Origin of the sequence: Lujinxingia vulgaris, assembly GCF_007997015.1 — a bacterium.
GTDB lineage: Bacteria > Myxococcota_A > Bradymonadia > Bradymonadales > Bradymonadaceae > Lujinxingia > Lujinxingia vulgaris.
In genome coordinates this window covers 477,010-497,380 of record NZ_VOSM01000003.1, presented here as the reverse complement: position 1 = coordinate 497,380, position 20,371 = coordinate 477,010, and the positions used below count along the sequence as shown (strand labels likewise).

17 protein-coding genes and 2 tRNA genes are annotated in these 20,371 nt (G+C 63.8%); 10 read left to right on the top strand and 9 right to left on the bottom strand.

Annotated features, from left to right (window positions below):
* Positions 1-12: 12 nt before the first annotated feature.
* From FRC98_RS08980 to FRC98_RS08960, 5 genes are all read right to left on the bottom strand, one after another.
* Positions 13-474 carry a hypothetical protein gene (locus FRC98_RS08980; RefSeq protein ID WP_146980957.1) on the bottom strand — a complete coding sequence of 154 codons (462 nt, stop codon included), beginning with the start codon at positions 472-474 and terminating at the stop codon, positions 13-15.
* 532 nt (positions 475-1,006) lie between these two features.
* The gene (locus tag FRC98_RS08975) at positions 1,007-1,696 is read right to left on the bottom strand and encodes a hypothetical protein (protein ID WP_146980956.1); all 690 of its coding nucleotides are present in this window, start codon (positions 1,694-1,696) and stop codon (positions 1,007-1,009) included.
* A 22-nt stretch (positions 1,697-1,718) separates the two neighbouring features.
* Positions 1,719-5,402 (bottom strand): hypothetical protein, encoded by a 3,684-nt coding sequence (locus FRC98_RS08970; protein WP_146980955.1) that lies wholly within the window; start codon positions 5,400-5,402, stop codon positions 1,719-1,721.
* 196 nt (positions 5,403-5,598) lie between these two features.
* The gene (locus FRC98_RS08965) at positions 5,599-7,932 is read right to left on the bottom strand and encodes a glutamine amidotransferase (RefSeq protein ID WP_146980954.1); all 2,334 of its coding nucleotides are present in this window, start codon (positions 7,930-7,932) and stop codon (positions 5,599-5,601) included.
* A gap of 24 nt (positions 7,933-7,956) precedes the next feature.
* Positions 7,957-8,721, bottom strand: coding sequence for a DUF4159 domain-containing protein (locus FRC98_RS08960; RefSeq protein WP_146980953.1), 765 nt, complete (start codon positions 8,719-8,721; stop codon positions 7,957-7,959).
* A gap of 241 nt (positions 8,722-8,962) precedes the next feature.
* On the opposite strand from FRC98_RS08960, the gene FRC98_RS08955 reads away from it, so the two are divergent.
* The gene (locus FRC98_RS08955) at positions 8,963-9,682 is read left to right on the top strand and encodes a Bax inhibitor-1/YccA family protein (RefSeq protein WP_146980952.1); all 720 of its coding nucleotides are present in this window, start codon (positions 8,963-8,965) and stop codon (positions 9,680-9,682) included.
* Positions 9,683-9,853: 171 nt separating this feature from the next.
* Here the strand turns inward: FRC98_RS08955 and FRC98_RS08950 are convergent.
* The 3 genes from FRC98_RS08950 to FRC98_RS22285 all read right to left on the bottom strand — a co-directional run bounded on the left by FRC98_RS08950 (position 9,854) and on the right by FRC98_RS22285 (position 11,161).
* Positions 9,854-9,926, bottom strand: a tRNA-Ala gene (locus FRC98_RS08950).
* Between the two features lie 25 nt (positions 9,927-9,951).
* Positions 9,952-10,024 (bottom strand) — tRNA-Ala (locus tag FRC98_RS08945).
* A 141-nt stretch (positions 10,025-10,165) separates the two neighbouring features.
* Positions 10,166-11,161, bottom strand: a complete 996-nt coding sequence (locus FRC98_RS22285) for a hypothetical protein (RefSeq protein ID WP_230467448.1) — start codon at positions 11,159-11,161, stop codon at positions 10,166-10,168.
* Between the two features lie 165 nt (positions 11,162-11,326).
* Here FRC98_RS22285 and FRC98_RS08935 point away from each other — a divergent pair, with 165 nt between their 5' ends.
* The 9 genes from FRC98_RS08935 to FRC98_RS08890 all read left to right on the top strand — a co-directional run bounded on the left by FRC98_RS08935 (position 11,327) and on the right by FRC98_RS08890 (position 18,250).
* Entirely contained in the window at positions 11,327-11,950 is a 624-nt protein-coding gene (locus tag FRC98_RS08935) for a MotA/TolQ/ExbB proton channel family protein (RefSeq protein ID WP_146980951.1), read from the top strand.
* Positions 11,951-11,964: 14 nt separating this feature from the next.
* A complete protein-coding gene (locus FRC98_RS08930) occupies positions 11,965-12,393 on the top strand; it encodes an ExbD/TolR family protein (RefSeq protein ID WP_146980950.1) in 429 nt (142 codons plus the stop codon).
* Entirely contained in the window at positions 12,383-13,363 is a 981-nt protein-coding gene (locus tag FRC98_RS21435; RefSeq protein ID WP_230467447.1) for an energy transducer TonB, read from the top strand. The genes FRC98_RS08930 and FRC98_RS21435 overlap by 11 nt, the downstream gene beginning before the upstream one ends.
* Positions 13,364-13,798: 435 nt before the next feature.
* Positions 13,799-14,287: a hypothetical protein gene (locus FRC98_RS08915; protein ID WP_146980948.1), complete on the top strand. Its 489-nt coding sequence runs from the start codon at positions 13,799-13,801 to the stop codon at positions 14,285-14,287.
* Between the two features lie 167 nt (positions 14,288-14,454).
* Positions 14,455-15,213, top strand: a complete 759-nt coding sequence (locus tag FRC98_RS08910; protein WP_146980947.1) for a glycosyltransferase family 2 protein — start codon at positions 14,455-14,457, stop codon at positions 15,211-15,213.
* Positions 15,210-15,950, top strand: coding sequence for a TIGR04282 family arsenosugar biosynthesis glycosyltransferase (locus FRC98_RS08905; protein WP_146980946.1), 741 nt, complete (start codon positions 15,210-15,212; stop codon positions 15,948-15,950). The genes FRC98_RS08910 and FRC98_RS08905 overlap by 4 nt, the downstream gene beginning before the upstream one ends.
* Before the next feature lie 63 nt (positions 15,951-16,013).
* Positions 16,014-16,646 carry a Crp/Fnr family transcriptional regulator gene (locus tag FRC98_RS08900; protein WP_146980945.1) on the top strand — a complete coding sequence of 211 codons (633 nt, stop codon included), beginning with the start codon at positions 16,014-16,016 and terminating at the stop codon, positions 16,644-16,646.
* Positions 16,643-17,938, top strand: coding sequence for a bifunctional folylpolyglutamate synthase/dihydrofolate synthase (locus FRC98_RS08895; RefSeq protein ID WP_146980944.1), 1,296 nt, complete (start codon positions 16,643-16,645; stop codon positions 17,936-17,938). The genes FRC98_RS08900 and FRC98_RS08895 overlap by 4 nt, the downstream gene beginning before the upstream one ends.
* A 96-nt stretch (positions 17,939-18,034) precedes the next feature.
* Entirely contained in the window at positions 18,035-18,250 is a 216-nt protein-coding gene (locus FRC98_RS08890; RefSeq protein ID WP_146980943.1) for an RNA polymerase sigma factor region1.1 domain-containing protein, read from the top strand.
* A 111-nt stretch (positions 18,251-18,361) separates the two neighbouring features.
* Here FRC98_RS08890 and FRC98_RS08885 read toward each other — a convergent pair whose 3' ends face one another.
* Positions 18,362-20,341: an Ig-like domain-containing protein gene (locus tag FRC98_RS08885; RefSeq protein ID WP_230467445.1), complete on the bottom strand. Its 1,980-nt coding sequence runs from the start codon at positions 20,339-20,341 to the stop codon at positions 18,362-18,364.
* Positions 20,342-20,371: the final 30 nt, after the last annotated feature.

Genomic DNA, 20,371 nt, shown 5'->3' with positions numbered 1-20,371 from the left:
GCGGGGAGGGGATCAACCGTTCCACTTCCAGCGGCCGCGGCCGATTTTTTCCATCAGACCTTCTTTCTCGAAGGTATTGACGACGCTGTAGGTGTAGCTGCGAATGCCGTCGGTGACTTCGCCTTCAATGCGTCCCAGTGATTTGAGGACATCCGCGGTGCGGAACTGCTCATGCCTGGTGCCGAGCTGACGGCAGATCTCGAGGATCTGCTGACGCCGCGCGCCGCGGGGCGGACGCTGGGTCTCGGGGTCCACCGGCAGGGAGCTGACGCCACGGACCTTTTTGCGGCCTCGCCCGCGGCCGGGGGGGGCTTCGCCTCGAAGGGCCGCTCGCAGATGTTCAATCGCGTTACGGGCTTCGGTGGTCTGTAGATTGTGGGTGTCGCGCTTTTTACGAAGCTCTTCGAGCTCCTGGCGCTTTTCAGCCAGGGCGGTCTCAAACTTTTTCAGCTCGTCGCCAAAGTTTACACTCATTTGGAATCCTCGGGGTTAGCACGCTGCGGGCTATCGTGGATGTCGTATCCGTTATATCGACTTCGTTGATGGCCGTCGGCGAGGTTGAAAAGTGTTGATCATTATCCAGAGAAGTTATGACTTTACGGCATCTCTCGGCCGGAATGTGCACCCTGAAGCAAGAGGTGTCAACCGATTATATGACATATGTCGATGATTAAGCATCATATTTGAGGTCGTCTGCCAGATGCATCGGAACCTTACATCATGAAAAGCGTGCCGCGCGAGCTTTGGGGTTAACTCGAAAAGGGTAAGGCTGAAGGTCGATATTGGATAGCGGGGTCATGTGATCAGCGCTGTGACATTTGGAAGCAAAGCTGAAAGGCGTCAGCTCATTTAAGGGGGGACGCAGGTGTTCGGAGCAACCCGGGGCACAGATGCCACGGGAGGGGCTTAGGGGCTCGCGTCGAAACGCCGAGCAAGCGTTAAAAAAACAGGCCGCGCTCCGAAGAGTCGCGGCCTGAAAGAGGTCGTTTGGATGTTTACGCTGCGATCATCCCAGGATTTCACGCAGAAGCTCGGCGTGCTTGCGCTGGAAGCGGCCGCGGAGCAGCAGGAAGACACGGTTAAAAGAGCGCATCTCGCCGAGCAGCTCTTCGAGGTCGTAGCGGTCGAACTCGCGTCGCATTCCGGCGCGCTCATTGAGGATGAAGGCGCCGTCGCCGCGGCCCAGATCGATCTCATCGCGCAGCGCGAGGTAGGGGTCGAAGGCCAGGGTCAGGTTATGTTCCCGGGCAAACGCGCTGGTGGCCTCGACGTCCCAGATGCCTTCGGCCTGCCAGATGACCGGGCGGCCGGCGTTGGCAGCCAGGGTGTCGCCCAGCGCCGCGATGAGCGCGCGGCTGGTGCTTCCGGGGCGAAACTCAAGGGGAGTCGAGAAGAGCAGTGCTTTTGCTGCCAGGGCGTGGGCCTGTTCGCTGGCGAGCGTCCAGGCGTCGCGCAGCGCTACACTGAGCTCGGCGTTGTCGCGCTCGTAGCCATCCACCAGCGCTTCGCCGATGACAGGCGGTGCGTGCAGCACAAAGCCAAAGCCTTTCGGGGAGTCGACGCGCCAGCGGTTGAGCGTGGCGATCTTGGGGGCGTTGTCGAGCCGCGCCAGATCGACTTCGGCGGCGTTGCAGAGGGCAAAGGTATCGCCCCAGTTTCCGGGGACAGGGTCGCAGGCGTAATAGAACTTTGTCATAAGCCAGAGGTGCTCAGAGAAATCAGGGGAAGTAGAGGACGTCGTCCCGGCCATGCTGGGCGACGAGCTGGTCGACGCGCTCCAGAAGATCATCGCGCTGGGACCAGAGAACATTGAGGCGCGCGCGATCGACGGGGCCGGCCTCCGGGAAGAGGATCGACTCGAGGGTCTCGCGCTCCAGGAGCCGGATCGTGGCGACCGTACTGCGGCTAAAGCGGGTCGTCCACTCAAATCGGCCCTGGACCCGGCGTGAGGCCCGGGGCTGGAAGGCGTCGCCATTATGGCGAGAGACGATACCACCTCGAATGACCGGGTTGTTGATTCCGTAGGTCTCCGAGCGGGTGGAGAAGCGCTCCCAGTTGTTGGTCAAGTAGTCGAAGAGCAGCAGACTGGAGACTTCGCGGGCGACCTCGGCGGTGGGTTGCGCTCCGATCGCGTCGACCAGGGGCTGTTGAAACTGTCCGTCGGCCAGTGAGGCGATGCTGGTGAGCTCTTCGGCCAGCGGGCGCTCCAGGGGAGCCGGGGAGGAGGTGGCGGTGAGCCAGTCGATCCACAGCGGACGGTATTCGATGGGGAAGGGCGCGCGGGTCGACGCCGGCAGGCGCTCCAGGCTGCCGCGGACGACGCGAGATGCATTTTCACCTTCGCCCTCTTGCCAGCTGGCGAGCTCGCGAAGTTGCTGAGCCTGGGCGGAGTCGAGCTCCTCAGGCGCAGCTTCGAGTGCAGCGAGCAGGGCGTCTTCGTGGAGAAGCGCCGGGGTGGCTTTGATGATCTCGAAGTTGCAGGCGATGAGTTCACAGAGACGCCAGGAGGCGATCTCCATCTGCCAGCCATCTTCCCAGCCCTGACGGGAGGGTTTGAAGATGACCTCATCGTCGGAGTCGGGAAGTTTGAAGATCCAGCCGCGATGGGTGTCGACGCTGTAGTTGCCAGCGAAGGAGAGTCCGGAAGAGGTGTCGAGGACCTGTGGCTGGTAGGCGCCCATCTCCGGGTCTTTTTCGACGGCGCGTTTGTGCGCAGCAGTGAAACGCTCGTCGTCCGGTGCGATGGCCATGGCGGCCAGGCTCACCTGGCGGGTGAGTGACCACTGCTCTTGGGCGCTCGCGAGCTCGGTGAGTTCGGCGAGTTCGTCGATGGAAGCCTCGCCGGAGCGCCAGCGCTGCTGTAGGTCACTCAAACGTTCGTCCGGGGTAGCCTCGGCCTCAGCTTCGGGAGAGGCGACCTCTTCGGGGGCGTTGCTCTCGTCGGTAACGACGGCGTCGGCTGCAGCTAGTTCCGGTTTGTCGACGACTTCGGGGCGATCCGGAAGGGGGGCATCTTCGCCGCCGCCGGTGGTGGTCCAGAGCGAGGCGGGGTTCCAACCAGTTGCGTCCTCGACCATGGCCTGACCGGGGGCGGTGAGGCCGGCGCCAAGCACGGCGAGCAAACCGGCGCCCAGTGCGAGGCCGGCGACAAGTCCACCGGCCGACTTCTTGCGTGCGGGCGCGGCCTGGAACTCTGCGGAGACGCTTGCAGGTGCCACGGAGGCCTGATCAACATCCTCAGTTATGGCGTGTTCGGCGGCGGCCGTAGCGCTGGCGACATCGTCGTTTGTGGCGTCGACGTCTTCGGAGACGATGTCGCTGACGCTGACCTCGGCCGAGACGTCCCGAAGGGGCGAAGGTGCGTCGTTTTCCTCGGCGACAATGTCGCTGACGCTGACCTCGGCAGAGGAAGCCTCCGCGGCGTAGGCCGGTTCGGGCTCCGGGCTCTCCAGCGCCATAAAGGGATCGATCTCAGGCTCGGAGGGCTCGACGGGAGCGGCAGGCTCGACGGGAGCGGCAGGCTCGACGGGAGCGGCAGGCTCGGGAGCGTGGTCGGCAGGAGCCTCTTCGCTGTCGGCGCCCTGTTGCTCAACATCGAGCAGGCTGAAATCCAGGGAGTTGGACGAGGCGTCGACCGGAAGTGGCGGTGAGAAGGGCTCGGCCGCAGGCTCCGGCGCGGCCGCTTCGCGGGCCGGCGCCTTGCGACGAGGCGTCCCAATGCGTGAGAGGACGTCGTGTGCCTCGGCGGCCATCTTTCGACGAAGTTCGCCAAAGACGGGGTGTTCGGAGACGGGCATCCAGTCGCCATCGGCCTCGGCGAGCTCTTCAGCACCGAGGAGCACGCCGCCTTTGATGAGCTGGGTGAGTCCGGCCTCATCGACCGGCTCGTAGATCACGTCTTCGATGCGCAGGCGGTACTGGCCGCGGCCGAGCACGTCTTGAATCTCGGCGGTGGGCAGGCGGATGTAACCGCTGCCGCGGCTCTCGCCGGCGGCGCCAAGCTCGATGGGGTCGACGTTGGGACCGCGGCGGCGGGCCTGGAGTCTGGCGAGCATCGACTGACTTGTGGCCTGGCCGCGCTCGCGCGAGATGCCCGGAAGGGGGGCGCGTCCGGGGGACGATGCGCCTTCGGGGGCGCCGAAGCCGTCGAAGAGGCCGGAGTGGGGCTCGTCGCTTGTGGCGGCGACGGCATCATCGGGGACGTCGCGAAGAAGTTCGGCGAGTTCGCGGGCTTCGCTGTCTTGCAGGTCGATGCCAGGGGTTGCAGACGACTCCGGGGAGCGCGCCGGGGCGGCTGTTTTCGGCTGCGGGAGTGCGGGGCTCTCGCTTCGCGGGGCCGGAAGATCCTCAGGGGTGCCGCCCACCTGACTGGTGCGGCGCTTCTGAGCCTTTTTGAAAAGATGCGCCAGGGAGGGCGTCTCGTCGTCACCGGAGTCGTCGCTCTCCGGGCCATCTTCGGCTGCGGATGAGCCGGAGAGGGCCGGGCGAAGTTTGTCGAGCTTGAGCTTTTTGGTGCCTCCGGCGCCGGTAGCTGGTGTGCCGGTGACATCGTCGCCGGCGCGGGAGAGCACGCGCTTTTTCTTGATGCGCGCAAGCACCTGGCTTTTGAGCTCGGCGTCGGAGAGGCCGATTTCGCCCTCGACGGTGTCTTCGTCGGGGGTTTTGCCGGAGCGCAGACCGATCATCGAACGCGGCACGCGTTTGTTCTCGGCGGTCTCTCGGAGCTGGGCGGGGTTCGGCCGGTTCTGGCGCGTCAGATCGACGGTCTTTCGGGTCTGAGCCTGGTTGGCGGCCTTCTCGGCGGTGAGAACATCGGAGACTTCGCTGAGCCCCGGAGAGGTCTGGTGTTCGTGGGCCCGGCGCCAGGCGCCGGCGTCGGTGCTCTCGGCGAGTCCATCGTCTGCTTCTTCGACAACGGGCTCGGGGGCCTTCGGAGTGTCAAAGGGGCCTTTGGTGGTGTTGCCGTGCTGCTCGGCGATGGCGCTGAGGATAGAGGCATCCACCGCAGCGGTTTTGTCGAGTTCGCCGCCGCGCGAAAAGGGGTTGGCAAACCCGCCGGGGATCCCGGCCATCGTCGCCTTGGAGCCTCCGGGAAGATCGCCGGCGAGGCGGGTGAGCCGCTCAATCGCGTCTTCGGATGCGTCGTCCAGGGGCTCCTCGGAGGAGCGTCTGGACATGACGCCAAAGCCCGGCGCGGCGCTGGTGCGTTTGGTATCTTCTGATGCCACACCGCTCTGGTCGGAGCGGTAGATCTTGCGGCCATCTTCGACCGGGATCTGCGTGAAGCATTTCGGACAGGAGACCTCCCCGGTGGGAAGGCGCCCTTTTTTGGGGGTGAGTCGGAAGTACGTCTCACAGCCAGGGCATTTGAGCTCAACGGCGTCGGGAGTGGTTTCTCCCATGAACGGTACCTGCTGCGCGAAGATTAGGATGGGCCGACCTGGCCGCGAGGGGCTCAGGACCGGGACTCGCCAACGGCTGGTGAGGGATGCGCACCCGCAAAGACATTGCAACGAGGGCAGAGCGGGTCGTCACCTCGGCGCCACTCTACACCACGTATGGGGTGTGCTCAATGAAATCGTCGGAAGGGGCGATGGCCTAGAGCCTGCCCCAGCGACGGCGCAGGGACCACTCGGCAGCGAGCAGCCCCAGCACGATAAGAAAGAGCAGCGCGCTGTCCCAGAGCTGGACCACCCGGCGTTGATGAATCTCGACGAAGCGCGGCGGGTTGAAGTGGAGCTCGTCGGCGTCGAGCTCGGGAAGGAGGGTATGGTGAGCCTCGGTGTGCGCTGCGATCTGCTCCAGCAGCGCGTTGCGCGGCACGATGTCGCGTAGCTGAGCGACGTTTGGGGTGACAAGCACCAGGTTCTCGTCGCGCAGCGGGCTGCCGGGGCCCTGAACTTCGACCTCCATCTGGTAGATGCCCGGCTCGTCAAAGCTCAGGTCGAGCGCATGCTCGCCAGACGCATCGGTCTGAAAGTCGACCTGGCGAGGTTCCTGTGCGGAGGGCGCGTCGTCGGCGTTCTGCCCCAGGGGGCGATGGCGAACGAGGACTTTGCCTGTGGCGTTGGCCGCCGGGCTGTAGTCGCTCTTAAAGACGCGCACCGAGGCGTCGATGGGGGCGCCCGGAGCGGCGATGTCGGCGTGCACGTCCAGGCGCACCAGCTTGAGCTCCGGATCCTGAATCAGCCAGCGGATCGCGCTGTTCCAGAACATCTGGTACTCGCGCGGGGTACCGCCGTCGGCCAGGTGTTCAAAGCCCCAGCGCCAGGTGGAGTCGCTGGTCACTGCCAGCACGCGGCCTTCCCCGCGCTCGGCCACCGCGATCACGGGCATGGGCTGACCGCCGTAGGTCAACGTGGGGTGAGTGGCCAGGACGGTTGCGCCCTCAGAGGGGCCGGTGACGATGTTGGTGCCGCGAAGAGGGGGGAGGGCCTCCCAGAGCTCGCGGTTCTGGGCCGGGTCGAAGGCCAGCTGGGTGATGGGGTGACGATCACCGGCCTCGGTGAGCTGGGGGGAGAAGTGCTCGCTGTGCGTGATCTTCTGGCCGGGGCCAGCAGGTGGAAGTTCGACCGGCAGCAGCGACTCGATGGGGGTGCGGGCATAGCCGCCGCTGGCAAAGGAGAGGTCGCCGCCGAGCATGGCGAAGGCGCCGCCCTGACGCACGTAGTCGGCGATCGCCGGCAGGTAGCGCGCCATGTTGTAGGGGCCGAAGTTGAAGTTCTGAAAAATCACCAGATCGAAACTTCCCAGCTCGCTGTTAAAGAGCTCGTCGGTGGGAAAGGGGATCAGGCTCATCTCATCGCGCGGCACAAGCTGCGGGGTGTCGTCGGTGCGTAAGATGAAAAAGCTGATGAGGTCGACGTTGGGGTTACGCTTGAGAAGTTGGCGCAGAAAGCGCTGATCCCAGCTGGGGCGACCGACGACCTGGAGCACGCGCACCTTGTCGCGGATCACCCTCAGCACGAAGTGCTCGGTGTTGTTTTGTAAGAGCGCTTCGTCTTCGAAGTGGGGCACCTCGACGGTGTAGACCTCTTTTCCGATCTGACGCGGGACAAACTCGAATTGCACCGTGTAGCGGCGCTCCTCCGGGTCGATCTGCACGCTCTGGGATTGCAGGATCTCACCATCTCGCCGCAGCGTCACCGGGACCGGCTGGGGTTCAATACCGCTGAAGAAGAGGTCGACCTCGACGGTGATCGAGTTGTGCACGAAGGCAAAATCATCGTGGCGCACCCGGGTGATGGCCGCATCACGCATGCCGGCGTCGGCGTCTGCTGCCAGGGTGTGCACCGGAGCCTGCAGGCTGGCCAGGATGTCTTTGGAAGCCTCATCGAGGTCTTCGCCGCGGCGCACGCGGCGGCCGATGGACCCGGTGTCGATGCCGTCGCTTAAGACGATGACGCCGCCGAGATCTTTGCCGCGGTAATGCTCGGGGAGAGCCTGGAGAGCGGCGCTCAGATCGGCTTCGGTGGCATCGGCCTCGGTGGTCAGGGCGGCCTCAAGAGTGGTGGGGGTGAGAGCGTCGCCGTAGGTGAAGATGTCGAAGTGATGATCTTCGGCCTGAGCTTCAAAGGTGGGGCGCAGCTCTTCGAGGGCCTTTCGGGCGCGGTCGATGCGTCGCTGCTTCTCGCCGGCGACGTTGAGGTTCATCGTCTGGCTGGTGTCGACGAGCACGGCGACGTGATTCTTAACGCGTGAGACCTGTTTGAGATCGAGCGCGGGCTCCAGGAGCATGAGCACCGCCAGGGAAAACACCGCCGCGCGAAGTCCCAGCAGCGTGAGACGACGATGCGGGCGCATATCGCGCAGATCGTAGGCGCTGAAGAGCAGCACGGCCAGGCCCAGCAGGCCCAGAGCGATGATCCAGCCCAGGCTCCAGTCGCCCAGCCAGAGCAGGTCGCGGGTGTTGTATTTGGAGAGTTCAAGCATGCAAGCGTCCGGCCTACAGGGGACTTAGTCGACGCGCCAACGGCGCCTGCGCAGGATGAAGGGGATGTGCACCTGGTCGGCTTTATAGTCGATCGTCAGCGCGTAGAGCACGATGTTGACGGCCAGGCGCTGCGCCATGTCGCGCTGGCGGTCGCCGCCCGGGCTGACCTGAAATTCCCAGCCGCCGAAGGCGTCGCGGGCCAGCGCGCCGAGAAGATCGTTGGCGTTGAGAAGCACGCAGGCGCGCTCCTCATCGAAGATGCCCTCGAAGTTGCCGGCGATGTCGAGTCGCCCCATCGGTCGGTCAATAAGGTAGAAGGACTTATGCACCGTGTGTTCGCGGGGCACCGTGCGAAGGGGGCGGTCGGGGAAGATGCGCTGCAGCTCCCGTCGCACCGAGTTGATAAAGGGGCCATCGGTGAGCCCCTCGGCCGAGTCGATGTAGAGGAAGCCGCCGGAGCTTAAGTAGAGGCGCAGGTTCTCAATGACGTCTTCGGGAAAAGGCTCGAAGGCGCGGTCGCCGGCGAGCACGATCATCGGATGAAGAAAGAGCTCTTCACGCTCTCCCCAGATTTCGGCGACGTCGGGGTTGATCTCGACGCTGGTGTGGCGACCGACCTCCTGGAGCATGCGCCGCAGCGCGCCGGGACGCGGGTTATCGTTGCCGCCGCGGTAGCGAAGGCGCGCGAGTCCCACGCGGTGCTGTTCGTCCAGGGCCAGGGCTGTCGGCGCGATCGTGAGGCTGAGGCCTGCGGCGCCTAAGAGATGAAGGAAGGTTCGACGGTTCATGCGTTAAGAGCCTGAGAGTAGCGAGAGGAGCGCTGCGTCTGGCGAGGACAACGTCGGATCGGCGCGGGGGCATTCCCCGCCGGGGCGCCGGCGTGGTATGGCATTGGCTGAACTCGTCATAGCAGCGAAATAAAGTGTCTGCACGACCCGGTTTTGCGCCAGATGATAGCCGGTGTGCGTCAATAAAAGACTACTTCGGGTGGCAAAACGCCGCTCATCGACCGATTCAGCGAGGGTAGATATGCACAGTCAAGACTTTGGATATGATGGTTCCAGTGGGAGTGGACGCCTTGTGAGCCAGGCGTTGCCGGAGGAGCGGTTGAGCTTTTTGCGCCGCACCTACATGCACCTGGCCGGCGCGATCTTTGGATGCGTGGCGTTTATCGCGCTCTTCTTGAAGTCACCTTTTGCCGAGCCGGCGATTCAATTCATGATCTCGTCGAACTGGCTGCTCGTGCTGGGGCTCTTTATCGGAGCGAGCTGGCTGGGGGACTGGATGGCCCTGAACGTGAAGTCGAAAGGGCTGCAGTATCTGGGGCTTGCGATCGGGGTGTCGGCCTACGGGATCTTGCTGACGCCGATGATTCTTATCGCTCAACTTACGGTCAGGGAGCCGATCCTGATGCAGGCGGCGTTTTTGACGCTGGTGGTCTTTGCCGGGATGACCGCGGTGGTGTTTGTGACGGGCAAAGACTTTTCAATTTTACGGGTGGGGCTTGCCGTAGGAAGTCTGGTGGCGCTGGGCGCGATTGTGGCCGGCACGATCTTTGATTTTAACCTGGGGCTGGGCTTCTCGATCGCGATGGTGGGCCTGTCGGCGGCGATGATCGTGTACCAGACCTCGAATATGGTGCACGTCTATCGGACCGATCAGCATGTTGCTGCGGCGCTGGCGCTCTTCAGCTCCATCGGGATGCTTTTCTGGTACATCCTGCGCATCTTGATGTTTACGCGCGACTAACGCGGCTAAGTAGCGTTCGTGGCCTTATCACGATGAAAAAGCCCCCGGTGCTCAGGGCGCCGGGGGCTTTTTTGTGTGTTGCAGCCCCCTAAAAGGGGAGGGCTTATCGCGACAAAACGCGAAGAGGGCGTCTCGCTTGAATGCGAGACGCCCTCTTCGTTGAATCTCTTATGGAGCCGATGGGGATCGAACCCACGACCTCGTGACTGCCAGTCACGCGCTCTCCCAGCTGAGCTACGGCCCCGTTTTGGAACAGGTGTTAAGTTGTATGGAGCCGATGGGGATCGAACCCACGACCTCGTGACTGCCAGTCACGCGCTCTCCCAGCTGAGCTACGGCCCCGGTAAGGGATGGTTGGCTCGGTGCGCCAACGGGGAGCATGTATACGGATGGGCGTTCGGGGTGTCAACGGGTTTTTGAGGAGTTTTTTTCGAAGGTGGAATGCCCGGCGCAGCGGTGGCTGACGCCGGGCTGTCAGCGAGCTCAGGGGGCGGGTGCGGAGGTGGTGGAACGGGCGGGCAGGCCGGCGCTGCGGCGGAGCTCGGTGAGCAGGTCGCGGTAGCGTGCGGAGTCGGGGTGTTCGCTCACGAGTTGCTGGAAGCGAGGGAGGGCTTCTTCGGGGCTTTTGCCATGAACATCGAGGCGGGCGTGTGCGAGCGCAATATCGTAGTCGGGGATGATGGTGGAGACGCGCGAGAGGAAGCGGCGACGGGTGCGCACGTCGAAGGCCTGTGGGTCTTCGATGCGCCAGCGCGTGAGCATCTCAAACTCGTAGGGGGCAAGCTGAAGACGGGTAGGCTGGATGGTGTGAATGATCTCGGCGAAGCGGTAGCGCTGCAGAATGTCGAAGAGCAGGTGGCTGGAGGGGCTCTTCCAGACGGCTTTGTCGGTCAGCAGGTTGTGCTGGCGCAGCACCGGGATGACGTTGCCGCAGCTCTCGCGGTAAGAGGCGAAGCGGGGCAGGGCCGGGGCGCTGGAAGCCTCTTCCAGGGTGAGGGCGCCACGTCGCACGGCCTCAAGGAGCGCTTCGAGGGAGGTCGCACAGGCCTCGAAGATGGGCGTGCCCAGGGGTACAAAACCACGCGGTCCGGTGGCGGGCACCAGCGAAGCGCTCAGCTCGTCGATGCGGGCCTGAAGGGTGCGAGCGTCGATCGGGTCGGCATCGGTAAACTGCGCGCGGTTGGCCTCTTTGATGGCGTCGAGCAGGGCCTGGCGCCGGGCGTCGAGATCGCCAGAAAGTTCGCTCTCCTCATAATGCACGCTGCGGGCGCGTTGAAGCTCCTCGGCGTCGATGGTGAGCGCGGGGAAGTCCAGTCCGCTGCGGATCTGGGCGGTGTCTTCGGGCGCCCATTGCGGTTGAGGAGGGGGGCCGAAGACTTTCCAGAGCAGCGCGCCGATGATGAGCAGCGCGCAGCCCGCCAGGGCCACCGCGATGGCAGGAGACATGGCGGGGGGGGCCGGAGGTCTGGGGGAATGCATGCAAACTCCACAAATGTGTTCGACAGCGGCAGGTGGGTGAATAAATCTTCACCCCGGCGGATTACGATCCGCGTTGCACTATGGTATCCCGATGCACCTTTGAGAAGAAAGCGTGTGCGGATCGTCTCCCTTGAGGAAGTCGCCGAGAGGCGTTGAGAGAGGACTATGTTAACCGAGATCTTATTGGATTTCGCGCTGATCGGCGCGGAGTGGGTGCTGTGGCTGCTGATCCTGTTGAGCTTTGCCAACATCTACGTGGTGATTGAGAAGTTGCGCTTCTTCCATCAGCGCAAGGTGGATGTGCATGAGCTGCGCTTGAAGTTTGAGGAGCGCCTGCGTGCCGACGACTTCGATGCGGCGGCGAAGCTGCTTGAGGGCAACGACGCGATGGAGGCCCGCGTGGTGCTCTTCGGGATGCGTGGGCTGGACCGCGGGCCGGAGGCTGTTGAAGACCTCATGAACGGGGCGATGGCCTCGGAGCGTACGCGCTATGAGCGGCTGATCAGCCTGCTGGCGACCACGGGCAACAACGCCCCCTTTATCGGTCTCTTTGGCACGGTGCTGGGGATCATCGGCGCATTTGCCGCGCTGGGCGAGGCTTCCGAGGAGGCCAACCAGGAAGTTATGGCGGCCATTTCCGAGGCGCTGGTGGCGACCGGGGTGGGGCTGCTGGTGGCGATCCCGGCGGTCATTATGTTCAACGTCTTTCGCCAGCGCGTGAAGAAGAGCGGGGCACAGACCGAGTTGATGTCGCGGACCTTGCTGGCGCACCTGCGCCGCAATGACTGAGGTAAGGAGAGGTCATGGCAGGCATGTCTGGAGGCGATGACGACGACGTCATCTCCGCGATCAACATCACGCCTTTTGTCGATATCATCCTGGTGGTCCTGATCATCTTTATGGTGACGGCAACGTATATCGTGCAGTCGCAGATCCCGATCGACCTTCCCAAGGCCGCCTCGGGGCAGGCCGAGGTGAGCACGACGCTGGCCTTTCAGGTCACCGCGGACGGGCAATACGCGATGGACGGCGAGTTTTTGAGCCTGGAGGCCATCGCCGAGCAGGTGCGGGCACAGGCTGGCGAGGATGAAGAGCTTCGTGCGGTGATCGCTGCCGATAAGAAGGTGGAGTACGGCAAGGTGATCGACCTTGTGGACACGATTAAGCTCAACGGGATCGCGAAGTTCGCCCTTAACATCGACCGCAAAGAGCAGGCAGACGGTGAGCGCTGAGAAGTCATCGGAGACGCGATCGCTGCACCATCTGGCGGACCCGCTCCAGGAGTCCAGAGTCGGCGCAGGTCAGCGCACTCGCCGCATTGTGGTGGGCGTGATTCTGACGCTGCTGACGCACGCTGCGGCGGGGTTCGGGCTGGTGACTTTTGCACCTCTGCTCAACGTCAAGCCAGCTGTCGAAGAGCCCCAGGACGAGCTCGTTGAAGTCGACTTTGATTACGTCGAGCCGGAACCCGAGCCCGAGCCTGAACCTGAACCCGAGCCCGAACCCGAGCCCGAGCCCGAACCTGAACCCGAGCCCGAACCCGAGCCCGAGCCCGAACCTGAACCCGAGCCGGAACCTGAACCCGAGCCCGAACCCGAGCCCGAGCCCGAGCCTGAGCCCGAACCCGAGCCCGAGCCCGAGCCTGAGCCCGAACCCGAGGCAGAGCCACAGGCTGAGGCTGAGGACGTGGAAGATGAAGCCGCGGGCGCCATGGATCCGGTGCACCTGGAGGGGTTGACGATGGAGTCGACCGTGGAAGGTGGCGAGGGGCCGGCGATGAAGATTGGCCAGGGGATTGAGTCCGGGCGGATTACAGACCGCTATGTGGATCCGAACCGTTTTGGAAAGATAAAGACCCGTCCCGGCGCGCGTGGTGATGGGCGAGGCACGGGAATGGGTGATGGTACGGCCTCGTCGGAGGGGTGTGAGGACACTGAGGCGAAAGTGCTCAATCAGGTGGAGGCGGAGTACACCGTGCTCGCCAGGCGTCGGGGTGTTGAGGGGCAGGTCGTATTCCTGGTGACCATCGGTCGTGATGGTCGCGCATCCTCGCTGGAGATGGTCGACGGGTTGGGCTTCGGGCTGGATGAGGCGGCCGAGGCGGCGATCCGTCAGTGGAGGTTTGAGCCTGCGACACGCAACTGCGAGCCCGTGACGTCGCGGCGTCGCGTGGCGTACGAGTTTGTGATCTCCGAGTACTGAACATCGCTCGAAACGACATGAAGTAAGGGGGGGCGAGTCGATCCGTGGAGGCGTTGCTTCGGCGGTGAGGTCCTGCTAAGGTCGCTTCATTCAAGAAGTTTCCGGGGTTGTACGCCGTCGGGTCGCCATGAGCGACTTCGACTGCGCCGTTGTCTGGAGTGCGAGTTCAGCGCAGGGGATTTCTGCGTCTGAGTCGTCTGAGCGAGGAGGTTTTCGGCGTGTTGTGACGCTGTACGCCGCAATACCTGAACAAAGGTTCCACTTTTTGTTTGACTCTGTGGATATGTGCAGTAATTCTTTGTTCAGTACTGAGCGAGTGAGCGGTATCTTCGTGAATCCACGGATGGAGGCGTCAAGATGCAAACCGAGAATCAAGAGCGAGCAGCCGAGATCGCACGACCGAAACGTTCGCTGGGGGCAATCCTGGAGCGTCAAATGAAGCGAGAGGAGCGCAGAACGTGGGAGTTTCCCCCGGACTACACCCACGGTGAGGTGACGCTTGGCGAGGCCTACACCACGCTCGGGGAGCGCTGGTTGGAGCAGGCCATCTTTGTCAGCCGCGTGCGTGATGAGGTGCTTGGTGAGGTCGTGACGGTCGGGAGGTTTGAAGACTACTTCCTCACGGTCGAGCAGTGGATCGAGGGCGATGATGAGTCGCTGGAGGCCTGGTGGCAGGCGCGCTCTTCGGGCCGTTCTCGAAGCGTGGGGCTGAGCACCCTGGGGAATGGCGAGCCGCTGGCGGAGCTTGCGATCGAGGTGAGCCCTTCGCGACTTCAGGCCCTGGAGCAGGGGGTGCTGGGTGTGACCCGAGAGGGCGGGGTTGCCGATGAGTCTCGCGCTGGACGTCAGCGTCGGGCCAGGGTCGATCTGCTCAGCCTCATCGCGCTGACCGCGCGGCTCTCGGAGCGCGACGCGGTAGCCTGAAGCGCTCGTTGAGCCTTGCGAAACAATGGGTTCGCCGGGTTGAGGGTGGGACGTCTCGCGTCTAGGATGCGCCGGGTCGCGGCAGGGTGCCGCGCCTGAGTTTCCGAAGATGAGGTGAGACAGTGGCACGCGTTGCGGGAGAGAATGAACGGTTGCGGCGGGGCGGGGTGTGGTGGCCGCATCGCGAGGTAGAGCGCCCCCGGGAGCTTCCGACGATCGATGTGGTGATCCCGGTGCTCAACGAGGAAGAGAGTCTGCCCCTCGTGCTCGATGCGATCCCCGGAGCGTGGGTGCGTCGGGTGGTGGTGGTGGATAACGGCAGCAATGATCGCAGCGCGGAGCGCGCGCGGGAGCGCGGCGCTGAAGTTGTCGAGGAGCCACAGCGGGGTTACGGGGCGGCGTGTCTGAGGGGACTTCGTTATATGGCCGAGGATCCGCCCGAGATTGTGGTGTTTCTCGATGGTGATTTTAGCGACTTTCCTGCGGAGCTTCCGCGGGTGGTTGAGCCCATCTTGACGGGGGAAGCCGAGCTTGTGATTGGCAGCCGTACGTTGGGGGCGCAAGAGCAGGGCGCGTTGCTTGTCCAGGCGGTGGTGGGCAACAAGCTCGCCTGCGTGCTGATGGAGCTGATGTACGGCTACCGCTTCTCAGATCTGGGGCCTTTTCGCGCGATCACCTGGGAGGCGCTGCAGGCGCTGCGGATGCGCGATGAGGATTTTGGCTGGACGGTGGAGATGCAGATCAAGGCCGCACGCCAGGGCATCGGGGCGGTGGAGGTGCCGGTGAGTTATCGCAAGCGTATCGGCGTGTCGAAGGTCACCGGGACGCTTAAGGGGAGCGTGCTCGCGAGCTACAAGATCCTCTACACGCTCTTTGCGCAGTATGCGCTAGAGGTCAGCGCGGTCGAGCGTAGGAGGAAGCGATGAGTGAGGTGATGCACGACGAGGTGGTGATCTTTGCAAAGTCACCGATCGCGGGGCGAGTAAAGACGAGGTTGCAGCCCGAACTCAGCGCGGATGAGAGCGTGGTGGTGTACCGGGCGTTCTTAAACGACGTGCTTGAGATGGTGGGCGGCTGGGCAACTCAAGCGGAGCGTCGGCGTGCGACGCTGGCGTGGAGCGGAGCGGATGATGGCGCGACGTTCCGGTGGGCCGAGCAGCTCGGCATCGCAACCGTCGCTCAGGGGGAGGGGGATCTGGGCGCGCGGATGCGGCGCGCGGTGGAAGGTGCGCGGGCGCGGGGCGCGGGGCGAGTGGTGATTGTGGGCACAGACTCACCGACGCTCTCGCGGGAGCATCTCGAACTGGCGTTTGATGTGCTCGGGCGGCGGCAGGTGGTGTGGGGGCCGTCGTTTGACGGAGGCTATTATCTGGTGGGCGTGAACACCGAGGATAAGCCGGGAGGGGGGCATGCGGAGCGCGTTATCTTTGAGGATGTTTCCTGGAGTACAGCGTCGGTGCTCTCCGAGAGTTGGGAGCGGGCCAGCGAGGCGGGTCTCTTGTCGGATTTGTTGGGCTTCTGGTACGATGTCGACACCTTCGAGGACGTCAAAATGCTCGAATTTCATCTCCTGGAGTACTTAGAGCGCCAGGGGTTTGAAGGGGCTCGACATACCCGAGAGGTGCTTTTAACGTGGCGTAAAAGCGGTCGGTTAACGCGCTGAGATACGCGTTGGCTGTCCTGAGTCAGCAGGCTTTTCAACTTCCTCCATCGGTCAGGGTAGCTCGTGAGTGAAAAAGGTGTTCGTCAGTGCGCCGCAGGGACGGTCTTGTTTCGTGAAGGCGAGGAGGGCAACCGGATGTATGTCATTAAGTCCGGGAGTGTGCGCCTGACCAAGCGGATTCATGACACCGAGGTTGTGGTTGAAGACCTCGGCGCTGGCGAGTTTTGTGGAGAGCTGGCGATGCTCGGTGAGCCGCGTCGGCCGGTGAGCGCGGTGGTGACCGAAGATGCCTCCGTGATTCAGGTGGATACGGAGCAATTCGAGGGGATGATCAAGGGCAACTCCGACATCGCCCTGCGGATGCTCAAGAAGCTGACCCAGCGTCTTACCCAGGCGCAGTACCGCGTCTCGAACCTTGTGCTGCGCACCAATAAGGCGCGTGTGTTGCATCAGCTTCGTGCGGAGACTCAGCGGGTTAAGCGCGTGGAGGGGGCCGGGGAGTCGGCGCCGATTCCTGCGAACCTGGCCGACGTGCTCGCCCTGGAGATCGGTGAGGTTAAGCAGATCCTCAACGAGCTGGTGCGTGATGAGCTGATCCTCATCGATCGCCGCGGGTATTTTGAGATTCTGGATTGCGAGGCCTACGACCGCTACCTGCGCTATCTGGAGTTGCAAGACCGCTTCGCGTTCCATTGAGCGACGCAGGCAGCGATTTGCAGCGCTGGGAGGCGTTAAAGCAACGCCTTTTTGAGCAGAATCGCTTTACGATCAAGCTGGGGTTGGAGCGCATGCGCGCGGCGCTGGAGGCCGAGGGGCATCCAGAGCGTTGTGCGCCGGCGATCGTGGTGGCCGGGACCAACGGCAAAGGTACGGTTGCGTCTTCGTTGAGCGCGATTCTGGGGGCGCACGGGCTTCGGGTGGGGTTGTATACGAGCCCGCATCTTGTGGGGTTTGAAGAGCGGTTCAGAGTGGGTGGGGTGCCGCTGACACCGGCGCAGGTGATGCCGGTGCTGGAGGATGTGTATGCGCGCTACGGCGACGTGTCGCACGTTGGGGAAGATGCGCTGACCTTTTTCGAGCTGACGACGTTGATGGCCGCTCGACTCTTTGAGGCGCAGCGCGTTGATGTGGCGATTTACGAGGTGGGCCTGGGCGGGCGGCTTGATGCGGTCAACGCGATTGAGCCGGCGCTGAGTATCATCACGACCATCGACCGCGATCATGAGGCGTATCTGGGAGATACGCTCGAGGCCATCGCTGGCGAGAAAGCCGGGGTGATGCGGGCGGGGGTGCCAGTGGTGATCGGGGAGCAGGAGCACTCGGAGGCCTTTGAGGTGCTGTGGGCGCGGGCCTCAGAAGGGTCGCGTTATGCGCCGACGTTGGCCTGGGACGCGGGCCAGGTCACACACGAAGGTCGCTCGCGGGTGGCGCGTCGGCATCATGTGACGGCGCGATGCGCGGCGCAGGTGTTTCTGGGGGAAGCGTACAATGAAAACGTCGCGCAGCGAGGTTTAGAGCGCTGGCAGTGGCCGGGACGCATGGAGCGGCGCAGGATCGTCGGGTCGGACGGTCGCGTGAACGACCTGCTGCTGGATGCGGCGCATAACCCGGCCGGGATTGCGGCGTTGCGCTCGGAGCTGGGGGCGGGGAGCACCGGGGAGGTGGGGGCTGTGGTGTGGGGGGCTCTCGAAGATAAGAAGCAGGAGGGGCTGGAGGCGTTGCTCTCGGAGCTGGGAGTGGGGGTCTGGGCTGTGAGGATCGCTACGCCGCGGGCGCTTGATGAGGCCGGGCTTCGGGCTCGTGTGCCGGAGTTGCATTTGCGGGGCGTGGGGGATGCCGGGTGGTGTCTGCGCGAGGCGATGGCCAGCTGTAAAGCGGGCAAAACGGTGCTTTGTTTCGGGTCGATTTACCTGCTCGGCGAGCTCTATGAGGCGCTGGGACTGGGGGCAGCCGATATGGTCACCGAGCGCGCTGTGGCGGGTGATTGAACAGGGAGTTCCGGTGCTTATCTTCGCCCAAGTCCACAGTTGGATTGCAGCGGAGAGCATGAGCCACCCTTCGTGCTCGCCCTAAAGGAGTGTCCCATGGTTGAGCAGAGCGAGTTTGAGTCGAATCCCGAGAAGACCGCCTACCACGATAACAAGCGTGAGTTGTTGCGGCGTGGTCGTGAGAAGGGCGAGCTGACCTGGAGTGAGATTCTGGAGGCGCTTCCCCAGGAGCATCTCGGTGAGGTGGAGATGGAGGTCTTTTTGTTCACCTGCCGTCAGATGGGGATTGAGGTGAAGGGCGCGCCGAGCTGAGCGCGCTGCTGAAATCTCGATTAATCTCAGAGCAAAAAAGCCGGCCCGAGAGGGCCGGCTTTTTTGTTGGGTTCACAACCTCCTGTTCAGGAGGTTGTGGGTGTGATGCGTTCAGTTCCCGCTGTCGGAGCGGTTGCCGTAGAAGGTGCCGTCCAGGATGGAGGGCTGGCTCTCGGTGCTGAAGCGGAACTCAGCTTCCCACTTGCAGCGAAGCTCGGGGGTGCCCAGGGTCTGGATGAAGGGCAGCGGGTATCCAGGCCAGCCGCTGCTCGCCGAGGAGCCGGGCGGGTAGACGGCGGGCTGGTAGATCTCGCAGGGCTCGCCGGCAGGGGTGCCGATGCGGAAGTTGTCTTCGGAGTCGGCAACCAGGCTGTCGTTGACGTAGTCGCGGACGGTGTCAGCCGCTTCGTCCTGGAGGACTTCGCAGGCCTGGACGATGGCGTTGTACATGGTGTCGCCCGGGTTGGAGACCTTATCAGCGAGACCCTCGCAGTCGATGAGCTCACCGAGCATCGCCTCAAGCGAGTCGATGGGGGTCGGGGCGTCGGCGAAGAGACGGGGGAGCAGAACCTTCTCGATGACGGCAAGGATGAGGTTGCCGTACTGAAGGGTGAGCGGGTGCTTGTCGATCTCGAGGGCAGTGGCGCCGATCATGGTCGCGCCGAAGTTGCCGAAGACGGCGCTGCCGTTTTCACCCACATCGAAGGAGCGGATGCGGACCTCGGAGCAGGAAGCGGGCTGGCCTTCGCAGCCGCGGCTCCAGGTCAGGACGATGTCGTTCCAGAGCTGGCGGTTGTTCTCGGGGAGAAGGACCGCGGTGGCCTGACCGCTGGCCAGGTCGATGACGGGCTGCTCGTCGATGATGATGGAACCTTCAACGACGAAGGCTTCGAGCATGCTGACAACGTCACCGATGATCTGCTGACCATCCACGGCCCACTGGGGCAGGAGGCCTTCGAGGGTATCGTCGAGGAAGTCGAGCGCGAGCGCCAGCAGGGTGCCGTTGCTCTGGAAGTCGCGAAGCGTGTCCGCAAAGCCGCCCAGCGAATCGCCGGCGAAGTCGAGCAGGAAGTCGAGCAGGCCGCGGGTACCACCTTCGCAGTAATCGATGGTGGCCGGGCAACCCAGGATGAAGCGAGCGGGGCTCTCCGCCAGGGTGCCAATAAGGTCGATGACGTCGCGCACTGAAGGCGGAAGTCCGCTGCGCAGGTCAAAGGCGTGGGTGACCTGGTAGGTGCCGGCGATGGTGGGGAAGTAGTCGAAGAGCTCGATCTCGACGACGGTGCTCACGCCGTTTTGCACGGGCGGGTTGTTCTCGGAGCAGCCGACGGCGACGCTGACTTCGCGGGTGCCGACGTTCTGAATCGCCGAACCAATGATGGTGTAGGCGGTGTTGTTGGCGACCGAGGGCAGGATGACGTCGTTGATGGAGCCATCGGCGTTGACGGTGGCGTTGCGCACGAAGTCGGCGCTGGGCCAGAGGCCGTCGCGGTTGAAGGCTTCCTCGGCCGCGTCACAGGTGACGGTGGGCGGGAGGAAGAGGGTCTCGACGGTGTCGAGCACGGCCGAGCCGGCGTGCTCGTACTCTACGATGTAGGAGGCGGAGTCTTTGGCGTTGATGCCCATGTTGAATTCAAGGGCGTTGACGCCTTCCTGGTCCACGGTGGCTTCGACGCGGATGGTGCCGGTGGCGGTGTTGGGGTCGCCGCCGGTGCGCACGGTGGTCGAGGCCATGCCGTTGTCGTCGGTGATGTCGTTGGCGGCCGAGAGGGTCGCTCCCTGAGCGCCGACGACGGTCTCCAGGGCGAAGCCGACCATGGCGTTGCGGATGGGGTTGCCGTCGGCGTCGACCAGGCGCACGGAGATGGTGGCCGAGTCCTCCACCGCCAGGGTGCGGGTGCAGGCGAGCTGTGCGGGGTCGCAGGGCTCGACGTGCTCCAGGCGGCTGGTGCCGGGGATGTCCGGTTGCTCGTGATCGCGAGGATCTTCGTCGGTGGGCACGTTTACCGTGCTCTCACCGCAGGCCATTGTCAGCGAGAGGCCGCCGGCGGCCAGCAACGCGAGCAACTTTGTTGTGTAGCTTCCCATCATCTCTTTCCTCCGCAACGCGCCGCGAGCGGC